At 39.6% G+C, this 26016-nt stretch carries 22 protein-coding genes; 6 read left to right on the top strand and 16 right to left on the bottom strand.

Annotation, left to right across the window (positions count from 1 at the left end):
- The first annotated feature begins 13 nt into the window (after positions 1–13).
- Complete coding sequence (locus ACWIUJ_RS04755) at positions 14–955, top strand: septal ring lytic transglycosylase RlpA family protein (RefSeq protein ID WP_454169308.1); 942 nt, start codon at positions 14–16, stop codon at positions 953–955.
- Between the two features lie 41 nt (positions 956–996).
- On the opposite strand, the gene ACWIUJ_RS04750 is transcribed toward ACWIUJ_RS04755, so the two are convergent.
- Both ACWIUJ_RS04750 and ACWIUJ_RS04745 read right to left on the bottom strand, forming a co-directional pair.
- Entirely contained in the window at positions 997–1716 is a 720-nt protein-coding gene (locus ACWIUJ_RS04750; protein WP_454169306.1) for a 3-methyladenine DNA glycosylase, read from the bottom strand.
- 8 nt (positions 1717–1724) lie between these two features.
- Positions 1725–3728 (bottom strand): tetratricopeptide repeat protein, encoded by a 2004-nt coding sequence (locus ACWIUJ_RS04745; RefSeq protein WP_454169304.1) that lies wholly within the window; start codon positions 3726–3728, stop codon positions 1725–1727.
- A gap of 208 nt (positions 3729–3936) precedes the next feature.
- Between ACWIUJ_RS04745 and ACWIUJ_RS04740 the strand changes: the two genes are divergently transcribed.
- Positions 3937–6030, top strand: coding sequence for a methyl-accepting chemotaxis protein (locus tag ACWIUJ_RS04740; RefSeq protein WP_454169302.1), 2094 nt, complete (start codon positions 3937–3939; stop codon positions 6028–6030).
- 165 nt (positions 6031–6195) lie between these two features.
- Here ACWIUJ_RS04740 and dapF read toward each other — a convergent pair whose 3' ends face one another.
- Genes dapF through ACWIUJ_RS04725 form a run of 3 tightly spaced genes read right to left on the bottom strand, consistent with a single transcriptional unit; the run spans position 6196 to position 8789 of the window.
- Positions 6196–6996, bottom strand: coding sequence for a diaminopimelate epimerase (gene dapF, locus ACWIUJ_RS04735; RefSeq protein WP_454169300.1), 801 nt, complete (start codon positions 6994–6996; stop codon positions 6196–6198).
- Positions 6993–7607, bottom strand: coding sequence for a dephospho-CoA kinase (gene coaE / locus ACWIUJ_RS04730; RefSeq protein ID WP_454169298.1), 615 nt, complete (start codon positions 7605–7607; stop codon positions 6993–6995). The genes dapF and coaE overlap by 4 nt, the downstream gene beginning before the upstream one ends.
- A 9-nt stretch (positions 7608–7616) precedes the next feature.
- On the bottom strand, positions 7617–8789 hold the full coding sequence (locus tag ACWIUJ_RS04725; protein ID WP_454169296.1) for a glutathionylspermidine synthase family protein: 1173 nt from the start codon (positions 8787–8789) through the stop codon (positions 7617–7619).
- A 98-nt stretch (positions 8790–8887) separates the two neighbouring features.
- Between ACWIUJ_RS04725 and ACWIUJ_RS04720 the strand changes: the two genes are divergently transcribed.
- Positions 8888–10138 carry a hypothetical protein gene (locus ACWIUJ_RS04720; protein WP_454169294.1) on the top strand — a complete coding sequence of 417 codons (1251 nt, stop codon included), beginning with the start codon at positions 8888–8890 and terminating at the stop codon, positions 10136–10138.
- Between the two features lie 45 nt (positions 10139–10183).
- On the opposite strand, the gene ACWIUJ_RS04715 is transcribed toward ACWIUJ_RS04720, so the two are convergent.
- The 5 genes from ACWIUJ_RS04715 to uvrC form a co-directional block, all read right to left on the bottom strand.
- Complete coding sequence (locus ACWIUJ_RS04715) at positions 10184–11662, bottom strand: nicotinamide phosphoribosyltransferase domain-containing protein (protein WP_454169292.1); 1479 nt, start codon at positions 11660–11662, stop codon at positions 10184–10186.
- A 160-nt stretch (positions 11663–11822) separates the two neighbouring features.
- Positions 11823–12746, bottom strand: coding sequence for a class II fructose-bisphosphate aldolase (locus ACWIUJ_RS04710; RefSeq protein ID WP_454169291.1), 924 nt, complete (start codon positions 12744–12746; stop codon positions 11823–11825).
- A gap of 57 nt (positions 12747–12803) precedes the next feature.
- On the bottom strand, positions 12804–13472 hold the full coding sequence (locus tag ACWIUJ_RS04705) for a response regulator (RefSeq protein WP_454151289.1): 669 nt from the start codon (positions 13470–13472) through the stop codon (positions 12804–12806).
- Between the two features lie 3 nt (positions 13473–13475).
- Entirely contained in the window at positions 13476–14999 is a 1524-nt protein-coding gene (locus tag ACWIUJ_RS04700; protein ID WP_454169289.1) for a sensor histidine kinase, read from the bottom strand.
- A gap of 52 nt (positions 15000–15051) precedes the next feature.
- Complete coding sequence (gene uvrC, locus ACWIUJ_RS04695) at positions 15052–16884, bottom strand: excinuclease ABC subunit UvrC (protein WP_454169288.1); 1833 nt, start codon at positions 16882–16884, stop codon at positions 15052–15054.
- Positions 16885–17028: 144 nt separating this feature from the next.
- Here uvrC and ACWIUJ_RS04690 point away from each other — a divergent pair, with 144 nt between their 5' ends.
- Genes ACWIUJ_RS04690 through ACWIUJ_RS04680 form a run of 3 tightly spaced genes read left to right on the top strand, consistent with a single transcriptional unit; the run spans position 17029 to position 20409 of the window.
- Entirely contained in the window at positions 17029–18411 is a 1383-nt protein-coding gene (locus tag ACWIUJ_RS04690) for a sigma-54-dependent transcriptional regulator (RefSeq protein WP_454169286.1), read from the top strand.
- 18 nt (positions 18412–18429) lie between these two features.
- A complete protein-coding gene (locus ACWIUJ_RS04685; RefSeq protein WP_454169284.1) occupies positions 18430–19683 on the top strand; it encodes an amidohydrolase family protein in 1254 nt (417 codons plus the stop codon).
- A gap of 18 nt (positions 19684–19701) precedes the next feature.
- Positions 19702–20409, top strand: coding sequence for a hypothetical protein (locus ACWIUJ_RS04680; protein ID WP_454169282.1), 708 nt, complete (start codon positions 19702–19704; stop codon positions 20407–20409).
- Positions 20410–20419: 10 nt separating this feature from the next.
- Here the strand turns inward: ACWIUJ_RS04680 and ACWIUJ_RS04675 are convergent, their stop codons facing one another.
- The 6 genes from ACWIUJ_RS04675 to ACWIUJ_RS04650 are packed head-to-tail and all read right to left on the bottom strand — an operon-like array spanning position 20420 to position 25873.
- Entirely contained in the window at positions 20420–20920 is a 501-nt protein-coding gene (locus ACWIUJ_RS04675; RefSeq protein WP_454151300.1) for a hypothetical protein, read from the bottom strand.
- A 13-nt stretch (positions 20921–20933) separates the two neighbouring features.
- On the bottom strand, positions 20934–21509 hold the full coding sequence (gene gmhA, locus ACWIUJ_RS04670) for a D-sedoheptulose 7-phosphate isomerase (protein WP_454169280.1): 576 nt from the start codon (positions 21507–21509) through the stop codon (positions 20934–20936).
- Entirely contained in the window at positions 21509–22942 is a 1434-nt protein-coding gene (gene rfaE1, locus ACWIUJ_RS04665) for a D-glycero-beta-D-manno-heptose-7-phosphate kinase (RefSeq protein WP_454169279.1), read from the bottom strand. Before rfaE1 ends, gmhA begins: the two co-directional genes overlap by 1 nt.
- A 12-nt stretch (positions 22943–22954) precedes the next feature.
- Positions 22955–23962 (bottom strand): ADP-glyceromanno-heptose 6-epimerase, encoded by a 1008-nt coding sequence (gene rfaD, locus ACWIUJ_RS04660; RefSeq protein WP_454151304.1) that lies wholly within the window; start codon positions 23960–23962, stop codon positions 22955–22957.
- Between the two features lie 19 nt (positions 23963–23981).
- The gene (locus tag ACWIUJ_RS04655; protein WP_454169277.1) at positions 23982–24548 is read right to left on the bottom strand and encodes a D-glycero-alpha-D-manno-heptose-1,7-bisphosphate 7-phosphatase; all 567 of its coding nucleotides are present in this window, start codon (positions 24546–24548) and stop codon (positions 23982–23984) included.
- Positions 24548–25873 carry a hemolysin family protein gene (locus ACWIUJ_RS04650; RefSeq protein WP_454169275.1) on the bottom strand — a complete coding sequence of 442 codons (1326 nt, stop codon included), beginning with the start codon at positions 25871–25873 and terminating at the stop codon, positions 24548–24550. Before ACWIUJ_RS04650 ends, ACWIUJ_RS04655 begins: the two co-directional genes overlap by 1 nt.
- Positions 25874–26016: the final 143 nt, after the last annotated feature.

Below are 26016 nucleotides of genomic sequence, written 5' to 3'. Positions count from 1 at the left end.
ATGGAGGCATAAAATGAAAATAACAAAAACAATACCATTGCAAGCGTGCGTGGCTTTTGGAGTGTTTTTTAGCGCGTGCTCAGAGCTCACAATGAGTAGCTCGAAGTTTCAAACTTCACAATCTCCTTATGAGCAAAGCGACCAATATAACGCCGCTGGAGATTCTGTAAGCACGATAGGGGGATATGCGAGCGATGATTCGTGGAGCGATACCTTTAATGAAATAAGCAAAGATAATCCTACAAAAGACACAAAAGACAGATTAAAGGGAACAATGAAACCTTACAAACAAAATGGCAAGTGGTATCACCCACAGCAAGTGAATTTGCACGATAGCTTTGATGGTATAGCGAGCTGGTATGGGCTAAAATTCCACGCTAAAAAAACCGCAAGTGGTGAGAAATACGATATGAACGCCCATACTGCCGCACACAAAACAATGCCAATGAATACTATGGTGCGCGTGTATAATGTCGAAAATGGCAAAAGCACGCTAGTGAGGATAAATGATAGAGGTCCATTTGTAGAGGGGCGTATAATTGATGTAAGCAAGGCTGCCGCTCAAGACCTTGATATGATGAAACAAGGCACAGCAAAGGTTCGCCTTGAAGTGGTAGGCTTTCAAGGGGTGGTGAATGTGGATTCAAAAGAAGTGCTTAATGCTGATGAAATGCTAAGAGAGGAATTTGAAGTAGGTGATACGCCAAGAAGCATTACGGGTGGGAAATTTGCCATACAAATTGGTGCATTTAAGCGTGTAGAGGGCGCACAAGAGACAAAAGAGAAAAACAATATTTATATGCCCTATGTCGTAAATATCATTAAGGGCGTAGTTTCCAATAATGAAGAAATTTATCGGGTAATGCTTGAGGGATTCCAAAGTGAGGAGGAAGCCAGAGACTTTATGAAAACACATAGTAAGGATTTTGAAGATAAATTTTTAGTGCGCGAGTAAGGCTGGCAAAATCCCGCGCACATACACAAAGCGATGGAGGGTTATTTTTTTAGCGCGCTATATGGAAGTTTCGCTTTGCCAAACTCTACGATTTTGCCGTGAAATCGCGCATACACAAAGCCTAGTCCAAGATTCTCAAAGTCCTCTCCATAGAGCTCGCTCACTCGCCCTAGTTCGCCCTCTAAGCCACTCATAAAAAATGCTTGAAGGTTTTGGTAATCCTCAAATTCTATCCCAAGCCCACTAAGGAACTTTTGTGTATATTTATCCACGACCATAATTTCGCGCCCACACATATAATTTAGCACGCAATCCGCGCTTTCAAATCCAAATCCCTTTTGTGCTAAGAGCCAATCACGCGAGAGATTCTCTTTTATGTCTTTAAAGTTGCAAAAAGTTTGGAGTAAGTTTTGTGTGAGATTTTGTAGGCGCACTGCTTTTTGGTTTTGTAGTCCTACAATATGGCTTGCAAGCACAGAGACTTCGCAATTTGCGATATTTTCAATCATTGTGTAATTTTCGCGCTCAATTTTACTATCTTGCGTGAAATCGACCATACATTCCCCGTTAATGTGTGGGATAATGCCAGCATTGCGTAAAGATTGCAGTGATTTTAGGACATTTTCCCATTTGCTATTTTGGGTCAAAATCGCACCAATGGCTACTTCAAAGCTCCCAGCATTCGCCCACCACCATTTTGGACTATGCGCCAAGAGATTGAGTTTTTTTAGCTGGTGTAAAATATCAATGCACTCAATCATAGTAACACTCAATCACCTTGTTCTTGTGTTATTTCGCTTGTATCCACAAATTCGCTATATGCACTCAAAAGATAGCTTTTAAGGTTTGCGAGCACGCTCTCCCATTTTCCCATTTCGCTTTGTGGGAATCCAAGCACATTAGGATACCACACACTTTTTACGCCATTGCCATATCGCCAATCATAGCGTTTATTGAGGAGCACAAGCGTGCTTTTCCCCATACTCGCGCTTAAATGCGCAAGCGCAGTATCAATGCTAACTACCACATCGAGATTCTCTATAATTTGCCTTGTAGCATAAAAATCGCTCATTTCTTCCTTGCAATCGTGCAAGCTAAATTGCTCGCAAATTTCACTATCTACTCCCGCGTGGTTAAGGCAAAAGATTTCTTGTGTGGGGAAAATCTCTCGCAACATTGCAAAAAGTGGTTTTGGCTCGATATTTTTGAGTGAAGATTCTAAAAATTCAGAATCTGTGCTAAAGCACACGCCAATCTTTAAACCCTCGCGTGGCTCTTCTTCTAAGCTCCCGCGTGCGAGAGCCTTTTTTACCTCGCTTTTATACGCGAGATAATGTGCGTTTTGGCTTACACTTTGTGTTGTCTCAATTTGCAAGGCAAGTGGCAATGAAAGCAATGAAATGCTTATATCCACACGAGTTAAATCAATATCGCTAAGATTTGAGATAATCATTACCTTTGTCCCAAAGTCCCCGTCAAATACATCACTAAAGAGTTTTACAAGTGGCTCTTTAACAAAGAAAATTACTTCTTTGGCGTTATTGACTATATCACATAAAAATCTCCCAAACATAATGCAATCGCCAAATCCCTGCTCATAATACACAAGCACGACTTTTTTTGTAAAATCAACCGCATTTTGCTCGCCACCATTGTAGAGATTTGGCAAGTCTGGGAGCATATCTTTTTTGCCCTTTCGCGCTTCATAGACCATAAAGCCCTCTTTAAATTGGTCTTTTTTCAGCAAGAAATGCGCATAGTTTATGACAAAATCTATATTGCTAGAATCAAGCGCAATAGCGCGCAAATAATATTTCTTTGCATCTTCAAATTCTATATTTGCGTAGTTGAGCGCATTTGCGTAGTTGAAGTAAAACACCGCATCATTTTCAAAATCTTTTTGAATCTCTTGAAAAATCTCTATCGCATTGGTAAAAAGCCCGATTTTAATGTAAGTATTTGCTAAATTTATCCCCGCTTGCTTAAATCCGCGTTGATATGCCATTTGATAGAGTTCTATTGCCTCTGGGAATCGTGAGAGGCTTACTTGTGCGTTTGCGAGGTTAAACATCGCTCCTAAATCATTTGGGTCAAGTTGCAATGCGATTTTATAATGCTCAATAGAGCTTAGCGCGTCTTCATTATCCACATAGGCTTTGGCAAGGTTGAAATGCCAAGTGGCGTTTTTATCAAATTCTGGCATTTCTTGCAAGCCAAGTTTGAGAATCTCTACTGCTTGCTCTGGCATTTGTGCTCGGCGGTGCGCTTCAGCGAGATTAAGCCATAATCCCTCACAGAGACTATATGCGACTTTGATAGCGAGGTTGTGGGATTTTAAGTCATTCATCAACTCTGCTTTATGCTCGCTATCTTGCTTTGTTGTGTGCATTGCTTTGATATTTTGGGCTTTTATATTCTCATCTTGCGTTGCGTCTTTTTGTGCATTTTGGGTGCTTGTATCATCTTGCTCTTTATCCTCTTTATCGGACACTTTTGGGGTGTTTTGCTGGAGTTGGGCGAGGTTGCCACGCGCTAGACTAAGCCCCTTGCTTAAGTATTCAATCGCGTGTGTGTGGTCTTTGAGTTCGAGCATTACGAGCCCTGCGAGATTCCATATTTCCACATCGAAGTGGTTAATGCTTAAAATCTCTATACAGAGTGCCACGCATTCGTTGTAGCGTTTATTTGTAAAAGCCTGCAAGCAGAGTTGCTTTTTTAGTGTTATTTCTTTAAGCTCTACGCTTTGGGATTGTCCGTTATGAAAGTCTTGCATTATCCGCCTTAAAGATTATGTTCGTCTTAATGTAAAAGCAAATTTTAATCCCTACAAGGTGCAACCACAAAAGTTTCAAAAAAAATTGACATTTTAAATTTGTCTTTAGATTCTTAACAAAATGGCGATTTGCTAAAGTTATTTTAAGCAAAGGATTTGTATAATCCGCCCTTAATTTTACAGGAAACTACTTCTAAGGAGATTTGCAATGAAGTTTTACAGCAATCTTAAAATTGGCACAAAAATCATATCAGTGGTGTCATTAGTCCTTGTGTTAGGCATAGCGTGTTTGGCTTTGGTGATTAACGGGGAGGTTAAGGAGGAGATACGCCAAGATGTGCGTAAAATCCTAGAGGCGAATACCTTGCGGTATAAGAACTTTATGACTGGGAGTTTTGATGAGGTAGCTACACTTGGTGTCTCTGCTGTAAAGAAACTCAGCACTGAGTATGTAGAAAATCGAGGTGGCTTTGTCAAAGAAGCCTATGATGAACTCTCAAATATGTTGTTAAATTCGCGTTGGAGTAACTATGCTTTTTTGTATATGTTAAATCCTAGAGATTCTGATGTGAGTAATAATCTTATTTTGACTGATAAGGGTCGCTTGGTGCTGACATTAAAAGATACAGGTGGGAAGATAGAGGTTCTTAAGGCAGCTGATTCACTTGTCGAGCTACCAGCTATCCAAGAGGCTGTCAAAAGTGGTGGCTCAGCCTTTGGTTCTCCTGAAATGCTAAAAATAGGCAATGATGAGTTCTTTGGCGTGATAATGTGTGGTCCTGTTATGAACAAATCAGGTGAAGTAACCGCAATCTTAGGGGTGGTTATTGACTTAGCAACACTCTCAAATCGCCTTGCTGATAAAAAGCTCGATATTTATGAGGGCAATGTCCGCTTTATCGTAGATAAAAACGGCACAGTAGCTATGCACAGTGCTAATGACAGCATAAAGGGTGGCAAAATGACAGAGTTAAACAAGCACGAAACTGCGTTAAAATTGTTTAACGAGGGTGTTGTAGCTGGCAAAGATGGATTTTATCCTTATACCACTTATGGCACTAATTTAGAGGGTGTGGCGTATGCCTCGAGTTTCCAAGTGGGCGATGAGAGCTTAAATGAGCATTGGACTATCATCACTACTGCTCCTAATAGTGAAGTGTATGCACCACTTTATAAGTTAAGCCTTACTATCATTGGTTTAAGTGCAATTATGGTGGTTGTGGTGATACTTGTAATGGTGTATTTCGTGCGCTCTCAAGTGAGCAATAGAATCGCCATTATCTCAGCTACACTGCTAAACTTTTTCCGTTATTTAAATCACGAAAAAGTGGAGTTAAAACCTATTAGAATCCGTGCAAACGATGAGTTTGGTCTAATGGGCGCAGCAATCAATGAAAATATCCAAAAATCCCAAGATAATTTGAAGCAAGATGAAGAGGCGATTTTACAATCTGCTGAAACTGCTAAAGAGATAGAATCAGGCAATCTCACCGCAAGAATTATCAAAAACCCAGCTAACCCGCAGTTAGTGGAGCTTAAAAATGTGCTCAATAAAATGCTTGATACACTTCAAGAAAAAATTGGGAGCAACATTGTAGAGATTTCGCGCGTGTTTGATTCTTATACGAAACTTGACTTCACCACTGAAGTAAAAGACGCAAAAGGAAGCGTGGAATTGGTAACAAACACTTTGGGTAAAGAGATTAAAGTAATATTAGAATCAAGCGCGGGATTCGCCAAAGAGCTTGATGAGCAATCAATCGTCTTAAAAGAATCAATGCAAAAACTTACCGAAGGCTCTCAAAAGCAAGCAAGCTCACTAGAGCAAAGTGCTGCTGCAGTAGAGGAGATTAGTAGCTCAATGCAAAATGTCAGTGATAAAACCACAGAATGCACACATCAAGCTGAAGATATTAAAAATATCGTAGGAATGATTAAAGACATCGCAGACCAGACAAACCTCCTCGCGCTTAATGCTGCCATTGAAGCTGCACGCGCGGGTGAGCACGGGCGAGGATTTGCTGTGGTGGCTGATGAAGTGCGAAAACTCGCAGAGCGAACTTCTAAATCACTGGGCGAAATCGAAGCAAATGTCAATATATTAGTGCAATCTGTCAATGAAATGAGTGAATCTATCAAAGAGCAAACCGAAGGATTAGGACAGATTAACGAAGCAATCGCTCAACTAGAAAGCGTAACGCAAGAAAATGTCGAAGTGGCAAATGCGACAAATGAAATCACTAAGAGAGTAAATGGTATCGCTGATGAAATCTTAGAAGATGTCAATAAAAAGAAATTTTAAGGCGACATTTCAAATTGATGTGGGGTAAAAGCCCCACTTTTTGCTTGTCATACTGAGGGCGAAGCCCGAAGTATCTTAACTAAAATAGAGATATTTCGCTTCGCTCAATATGACAATAAAGACAAGAGGGTGTTTTGGCTTTTGTAAAGCCTCACTATGACACGCTTATAACGCCTCACATAATGCAATCACACTAACTCTGCCTTGCAAAAATGTATGATATTTGGAATCTATGCGCACTTGTAGCATTTCTTTACTTGGCGGAGTGGCTTTGATATGAGGATTTAGGATTCCTAATTTCACCCCGAGTGCTCCAACCGCACACGCTCCTGTCCCACACGCTCCCGTAATGTCCTCTACACCGCGTTCAAAAGTGATATATGAAACATTTTCTTTATCATTAGCAAAGGCGACATTGACATTGGCATTATACTTTTGGCGCAAGTGTGCCAAAAATGCGTTATCTTTACTTGTGGGTAGCGCGTTATCGTTGCTAAAGCAAATCAAATGCGGCACACCGCTATCAAGCAAATACCAATCATTCCCCCAAATGCTCTCCTCTTTGACTTCGTTAAGAAATTCACATTTACCAAGAGAAGATTCTACAATGTCATTATTTTGCGTATCAATGGTAATTTCAATAATGCCCTTATCGCTTAAAAATGTGTGATGTAACGGGGCAATGCCTTGTGTGTAAGCAAAATGTCCTACACACCGACTCGCATTGCCACACATACTTGCTCTTGAGCCATCTTGATTGAAAAAAAGCCATTGATATGCGGGCTTTGGTGTTGTGCTCTCTTGTCCTTTTGTCGTTTGCACGATTACTAAGCCATCAGCTCCAATCCCGCTATGACGCGCGCAAAGTTTTACAGCGAGCTTGTCATAATACTCTAAATCCCCCGATGTAATCGCGTTGTAAATTAAGAAGTCGTTGCCATTGGCACAATATTTAGTAAGTTTCATACACTCTCCTTGTATTGTTCTGTAATCATTTCTAAGATTTTGTGTGTTTGGCTTTGGAGTTGTGCCAAACTTTGCGTGTTGGTGATTACAAAATCTGCCTGCGCCTTTTTGACTTCAATGTCAATTTGAGAATCTATGCGGGCTTTAGCATTTGCCATATCAAGTGCATCTCGCGCCAAAATGCGCTCTAAGCATACTTCCTTTGGCGCATACACCACGAGGCAAAATCGCGCAGGGTATTTTTGCTTCCCACCAGATTCAAAAAACAGCGGAATATCTAAAAAATAGAGATTTCTTTGTGCCTCTAGCTCACGCGCTTGAGTGAGAATCTCATCAGTGATTTTAGGGTGCAGGAGAGATTCTAATTGTTTTTTGGCTTGCTTGTTGTGAAAGATTATCGCGCCTAACGCCTTTCTATTGACAACGCCATTTTCACATACTTCATTTCCAAAGAGTTGTGTTACTTCTTGTGCGCAGGATTGCAAAATACTATGCGCGATAGAATCTGCACAAATCACGCTATGTCCTAAATCTTGTAAAATTTTGCTCACAGTGCTTTTGCCAGAGCCAATGCAACCTGTGAGCACTACTCCATAATGCAAACCATTCATTTGCTTTGATTATCCCTTAATGCAATGGCTCACAAATTTAGAGTAATTATCCAAAATCACTCCGCCCTTGCGAAATCCTAATCCACAACTCTCATAAGCAAAAAACACATTTGGTTGGTAAAAGTTGCCATTATGGGTGTTTTGCTCGACAAATGCTTGATACACTTCTTTGTGTGAGCCATATTCTCCCTCTTTAGATTCTATGATTGCTCCATTAGAATCTAAGATTTTGATATTTGCCCCCTCGCGCCCAAAGGAATGCTTACACACTTGTTTGCTTGTAAGTGGGCTAAAGCTCGCTGGCAAAAGCAATGGGTGATTAGGGAATAAATCCCATAAGATTTTTAGCATTCGTTTGCTTTGAAACATTAAAGAATAAGCGGGATTAAGGAAAATAGTGTTTTTATTTCTCATCATTTCGCGCATAATTTGCGCAAGTTCTGGCTCATCAATAGCGATATTTTCCCACGGGATAAGTTTGAATAAAAATTCGTAATTTTGCCCGCCAAACGACACACCATCAGATTCTGAAAACTCCACTTCATCAATGTAAGCAAACTCTCCCTCAAAGCCCGATTCTTTGGCAAGCTGGAGTAAAAAACGCGTGGTGATTTCCTCCTCCACATTGCCCTTGACACTGCTAAAGAGGATTTTCCACCCCTCATATAAATGCTCAAAATCCTCTAAATTAGAATCGAGCGTGATGAGTCGCTTGAAGTTATCACGCAGGGCTTGAGAAATGTCATTAAATTGCAGATTCTCATCTTTGCCATTTGCTTTGAGCATTGCCCATTGGATTAGCGCACTTTCATAGAGCATTGTGGGAGTATCAGCATTAAATTCTAAAAGTTTAATGGGTTTGCCATCAAGTCCCCCAGCTAAATCAAATCGTCCATATAAAAACCAATGAATATCCTCCTCCCAGCTTTGTCTAATCATCTCGTGTAGCACAGGCGGAATGTCAAGCTCAAAAAGCAAATCATTTTGCAAGACGAATTCTCCTGCTTGTGAATACATTTCAAAAAGTTCATTTCCTGCTTCATAAAAGGCGTTTGCTTCTTGCTCACTTATGGTGATAAGCTCATTATCAATGTAGGGTGTGCTGTCTAAATCTGTATGCCAGCTAAGTCCAATATCCTCTAGCACTTTGTTGTCTATGGGGTTTAGTGTTTGTATTTGCATTATTTTCCTTTCGTTTGTGTGAAATTTAAAAATCCATTATACAACAATCAAAAAAAAACCGATAGTATCATTCCTAAATCAAGTAATAAGGAGCAAAAATGAAATTAAATAATACAATAGGCAAAAAATTCTTATCTAGTATCGCACTTAGTGCTGGGCTTGTGGCGAGTGCTGGTGCAGCTGAAGCTACTCCATTTGGATTCATCGGTGCGTATTATTCTCAAGGCACAAGCGGAATGCCCGTAGATAATGGCAAGCAGGCAGGATATGCTAGCGCAGCAGCACATTTGGGGCTAGATGTTGGCTTTGGAAGTGGTTTGAGTTTTGGTGTTGGTGCTTGGGGTGCGTTTCCATTCTACCAAAATTATTTTGGGATTGACAAAACTGATGGTGTAGGCGATAGAGCGTTTCCAAATACTTGGGAAGTTTCTGATTTGTATGTCAAATATGATAATTCTGTAATTTCTGTGGCTGGCGGACGCTTTGATGTGGGGAGATTCTATCACGGCGTAAATGGTAAAGAATACACAGGAATGGATTACCTTTGGGGTAACATTCAAGGCGTGGCATTTAATCTCAAGGCAAGTAGCTTTGGCTTTTGGGCGTTATGGATGAATTCAAAACTCGGCGTAAATGGCAATTACAATAGAATGAGTTATGAATTAGCGAGTTTTAATAACTTTGTGAGCTGGAAGCACGGACATAAAGGTGAAGTCTTTATGAGCGGACTTGATTTTGATTTTCAAGGATTTAAGCTAAGTCCATTTGCCTTTTATGATACAAATATCCAAAATAACACAACAACAGGCTCTACCCCTATCCTTACTGCTGGAGCGAAGGCGGTTATTGATGTAAGTGTGAGCGGGTTTGAATCTATCACTACTATTCGTGGATTATGGCAGGATTATAAGATTGCTGGCGTCAAAAACAATCCCTTAATGTTATGGATTGATGAAGAGCTTATATTCGCTGAAATTTTTAAGTTTGGTGCTGGATATATTGCAAACAACCAAGATTCAGTGATTTTGTATGGCAATGATAAAAGTCGATTTTACGGGTATCGTTCAAATGCTCCTTACGGGCACACAAGCCCCATTTATTATGGTGGAAAGACAGGCATTTGGTATGTATTTGCTGGGATTAAGCCAGATTCTCGCTTAGAGCTTGATTTGCTTGCTTCGGGTGGGGATTATGATGAGTATTCAGCGGTACTTAGCTTTCGATTCTTTGGTGATGAAAATGCAATCAATGGCAAACTTGGTGGGGGCTTTGTAAGCACAAGACCGGGCTGGGCTGATGAGGTAAGAAGTCGCAATAATGCGATTGCTTTTGTGAAGTTTTCTTTCTAACTTTTTATAATAAGAATCTAGCTCTTTTAGGGGGTTAGATTCTTATTACTTGCTTTTTCCTAATACGCGTAAAAACTCCGCTTTGACATATTTTCGCAATTCGCGTAACGAGGGAATGGCTAAATCGCCATTGAGCAAATCATTTTCCAAATCGCTATCCAAAAACTGCACGGTTTTGCGCGTGTGCTTGTCGATACCGACTTTGCCAGAGAGTGAGAGCTTTTCGCCCCCTGTGATTGGGGATTTGATAAGGTGTGTATTTTCGCCATTTATCCGCGCCCAAGTCATCTTGCTTACCAATCCCACATCATCGCGTATGCCAGAGTTATACGCATAGCTTCCAATCCCAAAGCATAGAAATTTTGTGGGATTATAGCCATTGTCCTTGCACCAGCTATATACTGCGCGTGCGCGCTCCACCGTGATAGCATCGCCATAGATTATACGCACTTTATTTAGTCCAAAATACTCATCAACAAGTCTTATCACGCCCTTTCGTGCGCGCTCATCATCTGCGCTCGCATCGCCTGTGAGGATTAAAAACGGGTCTCCAGAATCAGGACGCAACACGATAGGAAATGCGCGTTTTTGTATCATTTCGCTTGCCTCTTTGTCGCGCTTTAGCTGCTCGATAATCTCCCATAGATTCCAAGTGTCTGAGACGATTGATGCCATTGATTTGGGAAATGCGCTCATAATGCGCTTAAAGCTCTCCACTTCATTTTCTTGCCCGCCTAGACACATTACGCTATGCTCGCTTGCGGGGATTGAGCCTACGAGATGGGCTTGTGCGCCGTATTCGTCATAGAGATTTTTGAGTGCCATCATAGAATCTGTGCCATTAAAAAACAAAATATGCCCCATCGATGAATTATAGCAATCATCAATGCCGTTCATTCCGCGCTGTGCGAAATCGTGGAAATTATAACTCTCATCAAGGTAGCTCCCTAAGCAATCATATTCTATGCGCTTAAATCGCGCGGCATTTGTGGCGACAAGGCAGGATTTCCAAATTTGAGAATTTAAATAAGTTTCGATGAAATTTACAAACCAACAATGCTCATCTTGTGTGGATTGAAGCGTGATAATGGGCGAGTGCGAGGGGATAAAGCTCCCTTCAGGCACGATTTTAAACCGAATTGGCAATTCTTGGGGGAGGCTAAGCCATTTGTCGATAAGAAATTCGTAGGATTGTTGGGATTTATCTAGCTTCATAAAATCGCTGTATAAAAACTCTAGCCCTGCTTTGATTGTGGATTTATCAGTGGCTTTAAATTCTGCATAGAGGGCGTGGAGTTTGGCGATTGCTTGGCGCATACCAAATGCTACGATATGCCCATTTAGCGCGCTTAAATCTAGTCGTGGATTGCGACAATAAAGCGTGCTATACACGCATTCTAAGCCTTTGGGATACATTGCGGCGTGTGTGTATTTATAACAATCCGCGATAAAAAGTAGGGTAGGCAATGCGGGTGGTGTAGTCAAGGTAGTCGGTGTAGAATTATTTGTCGTCTCTTTTGTCATTATAAATCCTTACTTGTTTTTATAATGACAAAGAAATTTTCGTGCCTTTTGGCGTGGTTTTTGGTTTGTGCCTGCTAGATTTGGGCTAAATGTGGGCTAGATTTTCCATAGATTCTTAGATTTTGCAAAATTTTATGTGGCTAGATTTTTATAAATTTTGCTAAATCTTGCCCGCAGAGCCTAGCACTTCCATTCGCTCTGCGATTACCGCGCTCATCGCTTCCATAGCGGGTGTGAAAAACTTGCGCAAATCAAACTGCGTAGGGTCGTCATTTGCCACTTTTCGCACTTGCGCCATAAAGGCTATGCGCAAATCCGTGTCGGTATTTACTTTGTTGATTCCGCCCTTTACCGCTTCTTTTAGAAAATCATAAGGCACGCCTTTGCTGCCTTTTAAATCCCCGCCTGTGGAGAGGAAAGACTCGCGCACATACTCTGGTATCGCGCTTGCGCCGTGCAGGACTAGCGGGATATTGGTGCGCTTTTTGACTTCTTGGAGGCGGGCAAAATCTAGCTTTGGCTCGCCTTTAAACTTAAACGCGCCGTGGCTTGTGCCAATGGCTGGGGCTAGAAAATCTACCTTGCTTTTGGCGACAAATTCTTGTGCTTCTGCGGGATTGACTAGCACGGCGTCTGCCTCGCTAACTGAAATATTATCCTCGATACCTTGCAATCGCCCTAGCTCGGCTTCTACGCTGACACCTTTGCTGTGGGCATAGTCTACAACCTGCGTGGTGAGGGCGAGATTTTCACTAAACTCGTGGTGAGAGGCATCAATCATCACGGAGGTAAATCCCGCGTCAATGGCCTTTTTGCACGATTCAAAGCTTGTGCCGTGGTCTAGGTGGAGTGCCACAGGGATATGGCTATATCGGCTTGCCATCGTGCGTGCGAGATTTACCACCATATCGATGCCGAGATATTTTATCGCGCCCTCGCTTGCTTGGATAATGAGCGGGGATTTTGCTTTATCAGCGGCTAAGAATATCGCATTTAGCATTTCAAAATTGACAAAATTAAACGCACCTACGCCATAGCCTTCTTTATGGGCTTTTTGGAGGATTTCATTTCCTGTAACTAGCATTGGATTCTCCTTGTAATGTAAGATGAGATTTGTATCAAATTCACGGAGAAATTGTAGCTAAATTTTCATTATAAAATCAGGGTGAAATTTATAAACTTTATTTTTTACTTTGATAAGAATCCCTGTATTTAAAAGTTGCTTAAAGGTTTTTACCACCGTTGGCTTGGATACATCAATGTTGGCGATAATGTCCTCATAACTCCCGTGAAATACACTATCTTCATCTGAATGCTCAATAAGATACCTAATAATCTCAATTTTTTTACCACCCACAAAAGTCCCTATTGCTTTAATAAGGATATTTTGTGATTCGATTTGTTGGGCTTGAGAGAATGGGAGCATTGTCTTTTGCATCGTGCGTAAAAGCCCGCTAATGTCAATGGGCTTTACCACATAATTATCCACTTTGAGTTCAATAGCATCAAGGAGATATTTTACTTCTGTGTGTGCTGTGGTGATGATTACAGGGATATTTGCTTGGTTGGATTTACGGATTGCAGAGATAAACTCTAACCCATTCATTTTTGGCATTAAAATATCTGTAAGCACAATATCAATTTTGTGCATACTAAAGATTTTCCACGCCTCTTGTCCGTCCTTTGCGGTTATGAGCCTACCGACATAATCGCCCAACACCATTGAAGTGAGATTAAGCGTATCCTCATCATCTTCAACATAGAGCACTGTGAGCTTTTGTAAGTCTTGTATTTCCTTACTTATTTCCATATTTTAGCTTGTCCTTTCGCATTTTTGAATAGCATTTGGTTTTAATGGAATCGTGATACTAAATAAACTACCATTATAAGTATTTTGTCCTAAAGATTCAATATTTTTCACATCTATTTGTCCAAAAAATTGCTTTTCAATGATTTGTTTTGCCATATAAAGCCCAATACCTGTGCCTTTTGCCTTATGTTTCGTTGTGAAATAAGGCTCAAAAATTTTTTCCATATTATTTGGCTTTATTCCGCCTGCATTGTCCTTGACATAAATGTAGAGATTCTCCTCATCTTTGCCTATGGATATTTGTATGAGATTTATATCTCTAGGATTTTTTAGTCCCTTAAATGCGTCAATGGCATTATTCACAAGCACAAAAATCACTTGAGTAAAGGTATTTTCATAGCCTAAAATTTCATAATCGCCATTAGAAAAATCATTTTGCGTAGTGATTTTATTATCCCTTAACACGGGGTTTATAAGCTCCAAAGATTCTGTAATGGCATTTTGGATACTAAAATATGTTTTTTGCACTTCTGGGCGGAAGAAATTACTAAAACTCTCAATAGTCTCACTCATATTTTTGGCGATTTTTAGTCCATATTGTGTTTGTGTTTGTATGAATTCCTCGCTCAGTTTGCCATTTTCTTGTTTGGTTTGGAAACTTTGAATGAGCAATGTAAGTGAATTTAGTGGCTGTCGCCATTGATGAGCGATATTGTGGAGCATTTCCCCCACCGAAGCAAGTCTTGCTTGCTGATAAATAAGTAAATCTTTTTTTTGATTTTGGGCGACTTCAAGTTCGATAGATTTTTGGAGGTTGGTGTTAATGTTTTGGAGTTCGAGTGTTTTTTGCTCGACAAGATTCTCTAAATCCGCATAACTCTCATCAATAGAATCTGCAATACTTTTAGAAAGGAACAAAAAAGCCCCCGCAAGCACACTCACAAAAAACCCAAGCAAAATAAGACTTGAATGATAAATAGAATCACTAATAGCTTTATTGTGTGTAGAGAGTTGTATATTGATTTCAAAGAGTTGTAAAAACAATTCATTAAGTTTTTGTGTGTCTAAAGATTCTCCTAAAAATAAAAAATCTATTTGCTCCATAATGTCTTGTTGTTGATTAGTGAGAATGTCTGTTTGCTCTCCTAATTCTTTTGTGTAGTAATCTTGGTAAAAAGAGTGAATTGCTACTAAAATTTTATGCCTACTTTCTTGTTCTTGCAATTTATGTTTATACCGCTCCCAAAGATTTTTTATTTTGTGAAGCTGTGTGGAATCTTCGACATTGTATTGGCTTAAAACCAGAATCTGATTGTAAGTCATATTTGTTTGGGTTTTGGTGTAATTTCTATCATAATCACCCTTTAATCCTGTAAGTGAAAGTAATCCTGTGAATGAGCAAAGCATAAATGTCGTGCCAATTAGCCACATTAAAATACTTGTTTTTTGTTTGGTTGAAATATTTTTAAAATATCCTTTGGTGCGCGTTAGCATTTTTATTTTGCCCCCCCCCCATAAAGATTTCATTTTATCCCTTTTTGTAATGTGGTTAAGTTTAGAGATTGAATGGGTTTTGTAACTACTTCTTAGAGCGCAAAGCCTCTTTTATCTCTGTATTATTGAGATTTTCAATGACCTTTATACTACCATAAATCCGCAACAATTTTTCTATTTGTGCGTGCGTTAAGTCGCGTTTATCTCCTAGAATCTTAATGCGCGTAAGCTCTTTGAGTTTTGTAGCACGATGAAAGGTAATGACAAAACGATGCGCCTCATCACGGAGTTTTTGGAAAAATTGTAGTTTTTTATCACTCGGAGAGAGTTTGTGTATGCCCCTGTGTGAATGCAACATATCATTTGCGCTTCCCTTTGCCCTATGGGCTTTTCCTGCTATTTTATGTTTAGCAATGGCGATAATATCCACATTCGCGCCACTGGATTCTATAATTTCGCGCGCAAGATTGAGCTGCGCACTTCCACCATCAATAAGCCAGCAATCAGGCGGAGGATTTTCCTCAAATTTATGCGCACGCCTTGTGAGTAATTCACGCATTTGGGCGTATTCATCGCGTGCTTGTAAGGAGAAGTGGCGGTATGATTGCTTAATAAAGTCGTTATTTTCAAAGACTATCATTGAGCCCACACATTGACTTCCCGCGTGATGAGAGGTATCAAAAACTTCGATTCTATATGGTGTGTGGGTGAGGGCAAAAAATGTTTGAATTTCTACTAAAAGTTCGTTGTATTGACTTGTTTGGATTTCTTCTAAGCGTAAAATTTCTGTTGCATTATTGTTTGCTAGTGTGATAAGCTCAGCTTTTTTGCCTTTGATTGGTTGGAGAATGGGGATTTTTTTGTTAAATTTGTCATAAAAAAAATCTTGGAGCTTTTCTTTATCGCTAAACTCACCAATATCACTAGGTAACAAAATACAATCAGGCAAAATGGGAGGATTTTTGGCATAATGAGAGAGTAGGGCTTGAGAATAAAGCGCGTGTATTTCATTTTGAGAGGATAATGCACTATTGTGCGCGATGATATAATCACTTGAATTGACGCGTCCATTGCGCACAAATAGCTTAAACAAAATCACTCTTTGATATGTCTTGCTTGTGTGAGAATCTGCACTTGATGAAAAATTCACATTTGGCGCAAGAATACTAAAAATATCATAATTGCTTATGTCTGCTAAATCAATGCTGCTCTGTATTTGCATTTGTGTAATTTTTTTTATCATATCGCGTAGCTTTGAGGCTTCTTCAAAAGCCTCACATTTAGCAAAGGATAGCATTTTAGATTCTAACATTGTAAGAAGTTTTTTCTTGTTATAAATGAGTTCTAGGGAATCTTGGAGTATGCTAGCGTAGTTTTCTTTAGAGATTTTTTGCTCACAAGGCGCACTGCAACGATTGATTTGATAAAACAAACAAGCTTTTTTGCCCTTGAGGCAGGATTTTTTTTGCACGAGTTTGTTGGTTTGTAAAATACCCTCTAAGAGCTCTTTTGCGCCAGAGCTAAAAGGACCAAAATATTGCACTTTTTGTTTTTTAATGATTTTGCGTGTGATACTAATGGTAGGAAAATCTTCAGATCTATCGACATACAAGTATGGATAGGTTTTATCATCGCGCAATAAAATATTATATTTTGGTTTAGAGGCTTTAATAAGGGCATTTTCTAGGATAAGGGCGTCTTGTTCGCTTGTGGTAACAAGCGTTTTAATATCATTGATTTGTGCTACCATTGAGGCGATACGAGGACTTAGATTGGCACTTTTGGCAAAATAACTTTTTACGCGTTTATTGAGATTTTTTGCTTTTCCCACATACAAAAGCCTCCCTTGCGTATCATAGAACTGATAGATTCCACATTTTTGCTGTATGTTTTGTATAAGATTTCTTAAATCTTTCATTTAACCACCATTACGCCTAAAAATAAGCTATAATTTAACACTAAGACTCTAAATGCACAATATTACAAGAGGCAATTTGCTACAAGGAGTATTTGCGCGCTCTTATGAGGACAAGCCTTGCAAGGGTGATTTTAAGGATATATGATGAAAATTTGCATTGTCGAAGATGATACTAACTTCCGAAAGGCACTAGAGATTACTTTTGGTGATTATCCACAATATGAAATTGTGAGTTTTAAAAATGCTAAGGAAGCACTAGATGGCATTGATGAAAGTTTTGATGTCGTCATCACTGATATAAATATGCCTAAAATGGACGGATTGCAGTTTTTGAGCGCATTGCAAGAGCAGGGTAGCGGGCATTATAAAGCCATCGTTATCACAGGGAATGCCAGCGTGCAAAATGCCATAAAAGCAATACGCTTGGGCGTAAAAGATTTTTTAATTAAAGAAAAAAATATTGAAAAAGAAATGATTGAGGCACTAGAGCGCATTGCTAAGGAGCAAGAAAGAGAGCTAAATGCGCTAGATTCTAAAGCAAATACCCAAAAACTTCAAGCAAGCGCACCAAAATCACCAAGTAAAAAGAACACAGAGACAAACCTCGTGGAATCTAAGCGATTTATCGCTACTTCACCTGCATTAGAGCAGGCAAAAAAAATCGCACTCAAAGTCGCTCCAACTGATGCTAATGTTTTTTTAATGGGACAAAGTGGCGTGGGAAAAGATGTATTTGCAAATTTTATCCACGAAAATTCAAATCGTGCCAAATCTCCATTTATCGCTATCAATATGGCGGCAATCCCTGAGCATTTATTAGAATCTGAATTGTTTGGATATGAAAAGGGCGCATTTACGGACGCTACAACACAAAAACTCGGAATCTTAGAAGTCGCAAATGGCGGGACTGTGTTTTTAGATGAGATTGGTGAAATGCCTATTGGTTTGCAGGCCAAACTTTTGCGTGTGCTCCAAGAAAAAACGCTTACAAGGCTTGGGAGTTCTAAGGAAATTGTTATTGATGTGCGCTTCATCTCTGCGACTAATGCTAATATATCCCAAAAAATCACTCGAGGTGAGTTCCGCCAAGATTTGTTTTTCCGCTTGCAGACAATCCCAATCTTTATCCCACCACTTAGCGAGAGAAAAGAAGAAATCCTCCAAATAGCGGAGTATAAACTCCAAGAAACTACGCAAAAATATGGTTTTGAGCCAAAGAGTTTTAGTGAAGATTCTAAAAAACAAATGCTTCAATACGCTTGGCACGGGAATGTAAGAGAGCTTTTGAGTGTGATTGAACGCGCAGTCATTTTAAGCGATGGTAACGAAATTAAGCCCGAAGACTTAGCATTGCAAAGTAGAGAACGCGTATTTGGGAATCTTCAAGATTCTAGCATTGCAGATTTGGAAAAGGAGCTTTTATATCAAATGGTGCAAAGAGAAGATGGCAATATGCAAAAAATAAGCGATTTGCTAGGAATGAGTGAGAGTGTCTTGCGCTCAAAAATCGCTCAGTATGGAATCTAAGACCAAAGGAATTGCAATATGATAATCAAAGACGCCACAATGTGTGATTATCGTGGGAGCAAAAAGGGTTGCTTAAAGGTTGAGAATGGCATCATTGCGGAAGTAACGCAAAACTTAAATGAAATAAAAGAGTATCAAACACACGAGATATATGAGGCAAATGGCAAACTCCTTATGCCAGCTCTCATTGATATAGGCGTGTATCCTAAGGCAAAGACACTCTCAAGGAATAATCTCACCACGCTTTCAAAGAAGGCTTTAAATGGTGGATTCTCTACTCTTTTACTTTTTCCACAAAGCACGCCAGCTATCGATAATGAAGCCATTGTAGAGCTGGTAAAAAGTCTTGATATAGCCACACAAGTGCATTTTATCCCAAGCATAAAGCCTACTATCACGCAAAATAGTGATAGTGCGAGCCCTCATAAACTAAGCGATATAAGCAGGCTGTATGATAATGGTGCGCGTTGCATTTGCACCAATAGCGATATTGATGGGAATATGCTTATACGCATAGCCCAATACGCCAAAATGCTTCAAACACCTATCATTTGCCTCCCTAAAGAAAGCTCATTATCACAAGGCGTGCTTTTTGAGGGTGAGTTTGCGGGTAAATTAGGATTGCCAATGATAAGCTATAAATCTCAAAGCACAGAAGTGGCTAAAATATGCGAAATGTTTGTGGATTGCGATATTACATTGCTTTTAAATGCTGTGTGCCTCCCGCGTAGTGTGGATATTATCCAATCTTACAAAGCACAAGGCTTAAAGGTGCATACACAAGTAAGCTTACATCATTTGATTTTGAATGAAGAGGTGTGTGATAATTACAACACCGCTGGCAAAATTACTCCACCACTTTTGCCAGAGAATTTGCGCGTAGCATTATTGGAGAATCTTAAAGGCGGTAAGATTGATGTGCTTAGCACTTTGCAGTGTGCAAATTTCAACTCGCAAAAAGACCAAGTGTTTGAATTGGCGGAATCTGGGATTGATTGCATTGCCTTTGGTTTTGCCCTTGCGTATGATAGGATTTTTAAGGCACATAATATTGAGCTTAGTGTGCTTTCAGCATTGTTTTCACACAATCCTGCGAGAATCTTGGGGCTTAATCGCGGAAGTTTGGAAGTTGGAGCGGAGGCAGAGTTTATCATCGTCAATGAGGATTCTCACACGCTCATAGAAGATTCCTTTTCGCCGTATAATGGAGTAAAGTTGCGCTCCAAAGTGGAAAAAATCTATTGCAATGGGACAATGCACGAGTTAGTATAGTTTAGAGTGTGGATTATGATGAGAATTTGTGTATTATGGGTTTTGATTCCGTGTGTTGTGTTTGCCAAATCATCGTTTTTCCCTGACATTAACGGGGTTGTTGTGGAGGAATTTTTCGCACAATATCGTGTGGTATTTTTGTATTTTGCCTTGCTTTTGCTGTTTTTTACCGCGTTAGTAAATCTTATGCAAAAGCATTTTGTAAATGTTTTTTTGCATTTGGGGTTGGTGTTGCTTTTTTTATTTATTATGATTGGGAGTGTTTTTGTATCGGCTAATCCAAATGATTCTAAGATGTTTTTCCTCTCTAAAATTTCAATGTTTGTTTCGCTTGGAGTATTTTTGAGTATGTTACCCTGCTTTATAATGAGCGTGTGTATCCATTTTGAGAATCGTGCATATTTTTTTGAGTTAAGTGGTGCTAAAAAGATTGCAAATAGCGCGTTATCATTTTTTGTGGGTATTGGATTGGTTATTGTTGCTTTTGGTTTGAGTGTATTTTTAAGCAAAATTGGAGCGGATATAAAACAGAAAAATTTTGACAACATCTCTATTTCTCTCATTCTTTCACTATGCGTTTTTGTAGGGATTTTGTATGTGATTTATAGAGAATCTAGCCTTGCCACGCCCAACGCTAGTCAAAGGATATTATTCTTTTTGCAGCACGGCTCGCTTAGTTTTGTAGCCATACTTGCGATAAATCTAGTAATGCGATATTTGCTCTAAAACGATTCTTTTAAGAAAAAAACTTTATAAAATTTTTGGAAAAAACAATCTTTTCTAATTCTTTTTGTGTGAGATGTTGATTCTCGTTGTTGCCAGATTTAGCTAGCAAGGTGCGTAAAATCTCCACACACGATTCGCAAAATGGCAATGGATAATCCGCATACCACGCTGTGGTAACATTGCCTTGTTGCACAGTGAAGCTAAAGGAATTTTTTTGCGCTTGCACTAAGCTTAAAAGCGGATTTTTGGAATCTATGAGTGCTAAAAACTCATCGCACGCACAAAAGTGTAATTTCGGTGCGCCAAAGGCTTGAAAGTCTTTATAACTCACCACTTTAATATGCCCAAAGCATTGCAACACTTTGCCATTAGGCAATGTGAGTGTATTTAGTCCAGCAGTGCTTTGGACATTGGCAAAGGGCGCACTGATTCCATCAGTGCTAATGAGTTCTTTGAGCTCTTGTGAAAAGTTGTGAATCTTATTGAGTGATTCAATGGTTTTTTCAAACATTATCCACCGCTACTTATCCACACTGATTCTCTATAATATCGCACAATGCGTGGATAACAAGGATATGGACTTCTTGGATTCTTGGTGTATCGTTGCTTGGGACGATGAGATTTATTGCACACAATTCATTCATTGCCCCGCCATCACGACCACTTAGCCCGATATTTTTGCACCCAATTTCTTTACCAATTTTAAAAGCATTGAGCACATTAGCAGAGTTCCCACTTGTGGAGATTCCAAAGATTATATCGCCTTTATTTGCGAGGGCTTGCACTTGGCGAGAGAAGACAAATTCATACCCATAGTCGTTGCCTATGGCAGTGAGTGCGGAAGTATCCACACTTAGAGCTATGGCAGGAAGTCCTTTGCGCTCGCGTTTATACCTCCCTGTGAGTTCAGCAGCAAAATGTTGAGAATCTGCCGCACTCCCGCCATTGCCACAAATAAGCACTTTACCTCCGTCTTTAAGGCATTGCACTAAAAGTTGCGCGCTTTGCTGGATAGAATCTAGCATTGCAGGCAAGGCTTTTGTGCTCGCTTCGATGTGTTTGTGAAATTCCTCTGTAATAAAGTCGCTAAAATCTTGCATTACAAACTCCTTATTTTTTCTATGATGTTGCTACTTGATTTGTTGGGGACAAATTCAATTAAACGCACTTCTTTGACAAATTCACTTCCAGCAATTTCCTTACCTTCATAATCCGCCCCTTTGACTAAAACATCAGGGGTGAGATATTTGATAAGTTCGCTTGGCGTAGATTCTTCAAAGATTACGACATAATCTACACTCTCCAAACTCGAAAGCACAAAGGCTCTGTCCTCTTGTGTGTTGATAGGACGAGAATCACCCTTAAGTGCTTTTACAGAGCTATCACTATTAAGCCCAACGATAAGCATATCGCCTAATGCACGCGCTTTTTTGAGGTATTGAGTATGCCCGCGATGGAGAATATCAAAGCACCCATTGCTAAAGACAATTTTAGTGTTTTTGTTGTTTGCCCTAAATGTATCTAAAATACGCTTGAGTTGTTCTTTTGATAGAATCTTGTATCCACTAGAATCTTTTATCTTAGCGTGCAAAAAATGGTCAATTTCAATATGTGTGGCGTTTGCACTACCAACTTTGCCGACCACCACCGCTGCTGCCATATTCGCAAACTCACTTGCCTTATAAATGTCTAACCCAGCACTTAATGCAAAGCCAAGAGCAGCAATCACGGTGTCTCCAGCTCCCGTTACATCATAGACTTCTTGGGCGAAAGTGGGAATCTTTTGGCATTTGCCCTCATCAAAGATTCCAATCCCATCTTCGCTTAGCGTGATAAGCGAGATGGAGAGATTGCAAAGTTCTTTAATCTTTAATCCAGCTTGCAAAAGACTTGTATCATCGTTAATAGTTATACCTGTGGCTTCTTGGGCTTCCTTTTTGTTTGGAGTGAGTAGAGTTGCGCCTTTATACTTCGTGTAGTCCTTGCCCTTAGGGTCGCAAAGCACGAATTTATACTCCTTTCGCGCAAGAGTGATGATGTGTTGCGTAAATGTGTAATCTAAAAGCCCCTTGCCATAATCTGAAATAATCACACAATCCACTTTTTTAAGCAAAGATTGCAATTCATCGCGCACTTTTGCTAAAAGTATAGAATCTACACTAAGCGCACTTTCTCTATCTACGCGTAAAACTTGCTGGTGTGAAATGATTATGCGCGATTTTTTGGTCGTTGGACGCGAGGAATCAACAAAAATATGGCTAATATCCACACCAAGTGATTGCAAGGTTTGTGTGAGCCATTTGCCATTTTCATCATCGCCTATCACTCCACACACGCTTACTTGTGCGCCAAGAGCAATAAGGTTATTTACTACATTGCACGCTCCGCCTAAGCGATTGCTCTCGCTTTTGACATCTACGACTTGCACAGGGGCTTCGGGCGAAATCCTCTCGCATCCACCCCAAATGTAGTGGTCAATCATCAAATCCCCAACTACAAGGATTTTTGGACTTTTATTTTCTAAATCAAACATTTTTGCAATGGGTTATTTTTTAGCGATTTCTCGCTCATAGATTCTCTTAATTTCTGGGACATACACTTTTATAGCTTCTTCTAGGCTAAATCGTGGTGTGTAGGATAAAAATTCTTTTGTGCTTTGAATATCTGCTTGCGTATGGTTTTGATAGAATCCATAAGGATTGTCAAAATATTCCACTTCAAATTCGCCTAATTCTGCTTTGAGTGTATTTACTACATCATTAAAACTCCGTGCTACGCCTGTGCCCACATTATAGATTCCGCTTTTTTGTGCTTCTATTGCTTTGACATTTGCTTGAATGACATCTTTAATGAAGACAAAATCACGCTTTTGCTCGCCGTGCTTAAAAAGTCGCACTTTTTTGTGCTCTAATGCTTGGAGTCCGAGTTGTAGCACCATTGAGGCGGTTTTGCCTTTATGATATTCTCTCTCACCAAAAACATTAAAATATCGCAATCCAATGAGTGGAATCTGTGGCTCGCACGCAATTTGTCTGCGCGAAAAATAATCCATATACAACTTAGAATACCCATAGACATTTTCTGGGACTTCGCCTTTTCCTACGATATTTGGTGCACTTGAGTTGCCATAAGTCCCAGCAGAGCTTGCATACACAAGCATAGCACCTTGTTCTTTAGCGATATTATAAATATTTCTAAAGGCTTCAAAATTGGTCTTTAGCACGAGATTCTCATTTGTGGTGGTGGTATCTGAAATGGCAGCTTGGTGGAAAATGTAGTCAAAATTGCGCTTGGCAATGCGCGCTAAATCTTCATCATTGGTAATATCACCAATGATAATTTCATTTTTAAAATCCACAAGATTCTTAAAACTTCCCAAGCTTTTTAGATTTCCATTTGGGAATCGTTCATCATTGCGAAATGTATCAAACACAACTACATTTGCCTTTGGATATTCATTTTGAAAATACAATGCCAAGTTGCTTCCCACAAAGCCAGCTCCGCCTGTAATAAGGATATTTTTACCCTCCAAGTCATCATAAATGTATTTCATTTTTGCTCCTTTCGTCTTTTTAAGTTAAGTTTTGCTGTGTGATTATAGCGCGTATTTGGCTAAGATTTGCCACAATGTGTAAATTTGTGAAGTGCGTATCCTCAAAATCGCCTGATTGTATAAAACGCTGTGGCAGTGTGCAATCTATAAGAAATTTATTTTGCACACCTCCATTTTGCGCACATTGCATATCTGTGATTTTATCACCGATAAATAATGAAGTGTGTAAATCAATATCAAATTCACTCAATGCTTGCGTAATCATTCCGTGCTGTGGTTTGCGACAATCGCAATTTTTTTCTGGTAAATGAGGGCAAAAATAAATGCGCTCAAAGCCAAATCCAAGTCGTTTTGTGAGTTGTTCTTGCATAAAGGTGTGTAAAATTTCCATATCTTGCTGTGTGTAAAGTCCGCGCTCAATGCCTGATTGGTTGGTTATTACAAGGAGGAGAAATCCTTGCTTTTTTAACTCTGCCAAAAGCTCAAAGATTCCATCACAAAAGACAAAATCCTCTATTTTATAAGTATAGCCCTTGCCATTTTGGTTGATTACACCATCTCTATCAAAAAACGCGCATTGTTGCACTATTGTTCCCCTATTATCGTATCTTTGATTTTGGTGATTTTTAGTTTGCTAATGCGTGTGTTGTCCATTTGTAGCACTTCAAATTTGCACGCGCCATCTTCACATAAATCACCCACTTCTGGCAAGCGTCCTAAAAGTCCAAATACATAGCCGCCAATGGTAATATGGTCGCCTCGCTCTTGAATATCAACATTAAGGAGCTTTTCAATATCATCAATAGTAATTTTCCCGCTTACTTCATAGACATTTTCGGCGATTTGTTGGTATTCTTGTGTTTTTAAATCGTGCTCATCAGAAATATCGCCCATTACTTCCTCGATAATATCCTCCATTGTCAAAAGCCCAGAAGTCCCGCCAAACTCATCAATAACCAAAGCAGTATGCACTTGCTGGCGGTTCATCATTGTGAGAATCTCTGAAATATACGCACTTTCAGGCACAATAAGCATTTTACGCACGAGATTTATCATATTGCTTTCTTTTTGACTGATAGCATTTTGGAGTAAGTCGCGGATATGCACCATTCCCACGATATTGTCTTTAGAATCTCTATAATAAGGATAGCGCGTGTGGTTTGTCTCAAGCACGATTTTCATATTTTCTTCATAAGAGTTTTCCGCACATAGGCAAATCATATCTTTTCTTGGCGTCATAATCTCCTTTGCTACAATATCCCCAAAATCTACTGCGTTTTGGATAATTTCTCCCTCAACAGAATCGATATAGCCCTCTTTGAGACTTTCACCAACGATGATTTTAAGCTCCTCATCGGAGTGGGCCAGCTCACTTTCTTTCGCCTGCTTTATCCCCATACGGCGCAAGAAAAATGCCGCAAGCAAATCAAACAAACGAATAAAAGGATAAAAAGTAAGCCAAAAATAATGCAGTGGCTTAGCGATAAAAAGCACCATAGATTCTGTTTTGGCAATGGCGATAGACTTTGGCACAAGCTCGCCTAATACAACATGCAAAAGTGTGATAAAAACAAAAGAGAGGGTGATAGAAAGTATATCTATAAGCGCGCCATTGCCTTTAAAGGCAAATTCAAAGAAATATAAAATAAAACTCCCAATGCCATCTTTAGAAACCCAACCAAGCGCAAGAGAGGCGAGCGTGATTCCAAGTTGGGTCGCGCTTAAATAAGTATCGAGGTTAGAGGTTATTTTGAGCGCAAGAGTAGCATTTTTTTTGCCATTTTTAGCAAGTTCTTCTAGCTTACTTCTGCGGACTTTGACAATGGCAAATTCGCTTACAACAAAAAAAGCATTCAAAAAAACTAGCAATAATGCTAAAAGAAAGAAAAAGCCCGAGTGATATGGGTCCAAAAATACTCCTTAAATTACGGCAATAGTTTTGCCATTACAACCTTAAAGCATAAACCACGACTCTACAAAAACTAACCTTAAAAGCAACTTAAAAATTATTTTTATCATTCCGTTGTGTGTAAAATTGCACCTGCGACTTAAAC

The organism is Helicobacter sp. 23-1046, assembly GCF_053654635.1.
Note: the sequence above shows the minus strand (reverse complement) of the source record. Positions and strands in the feature narration are given on the sequence as shown.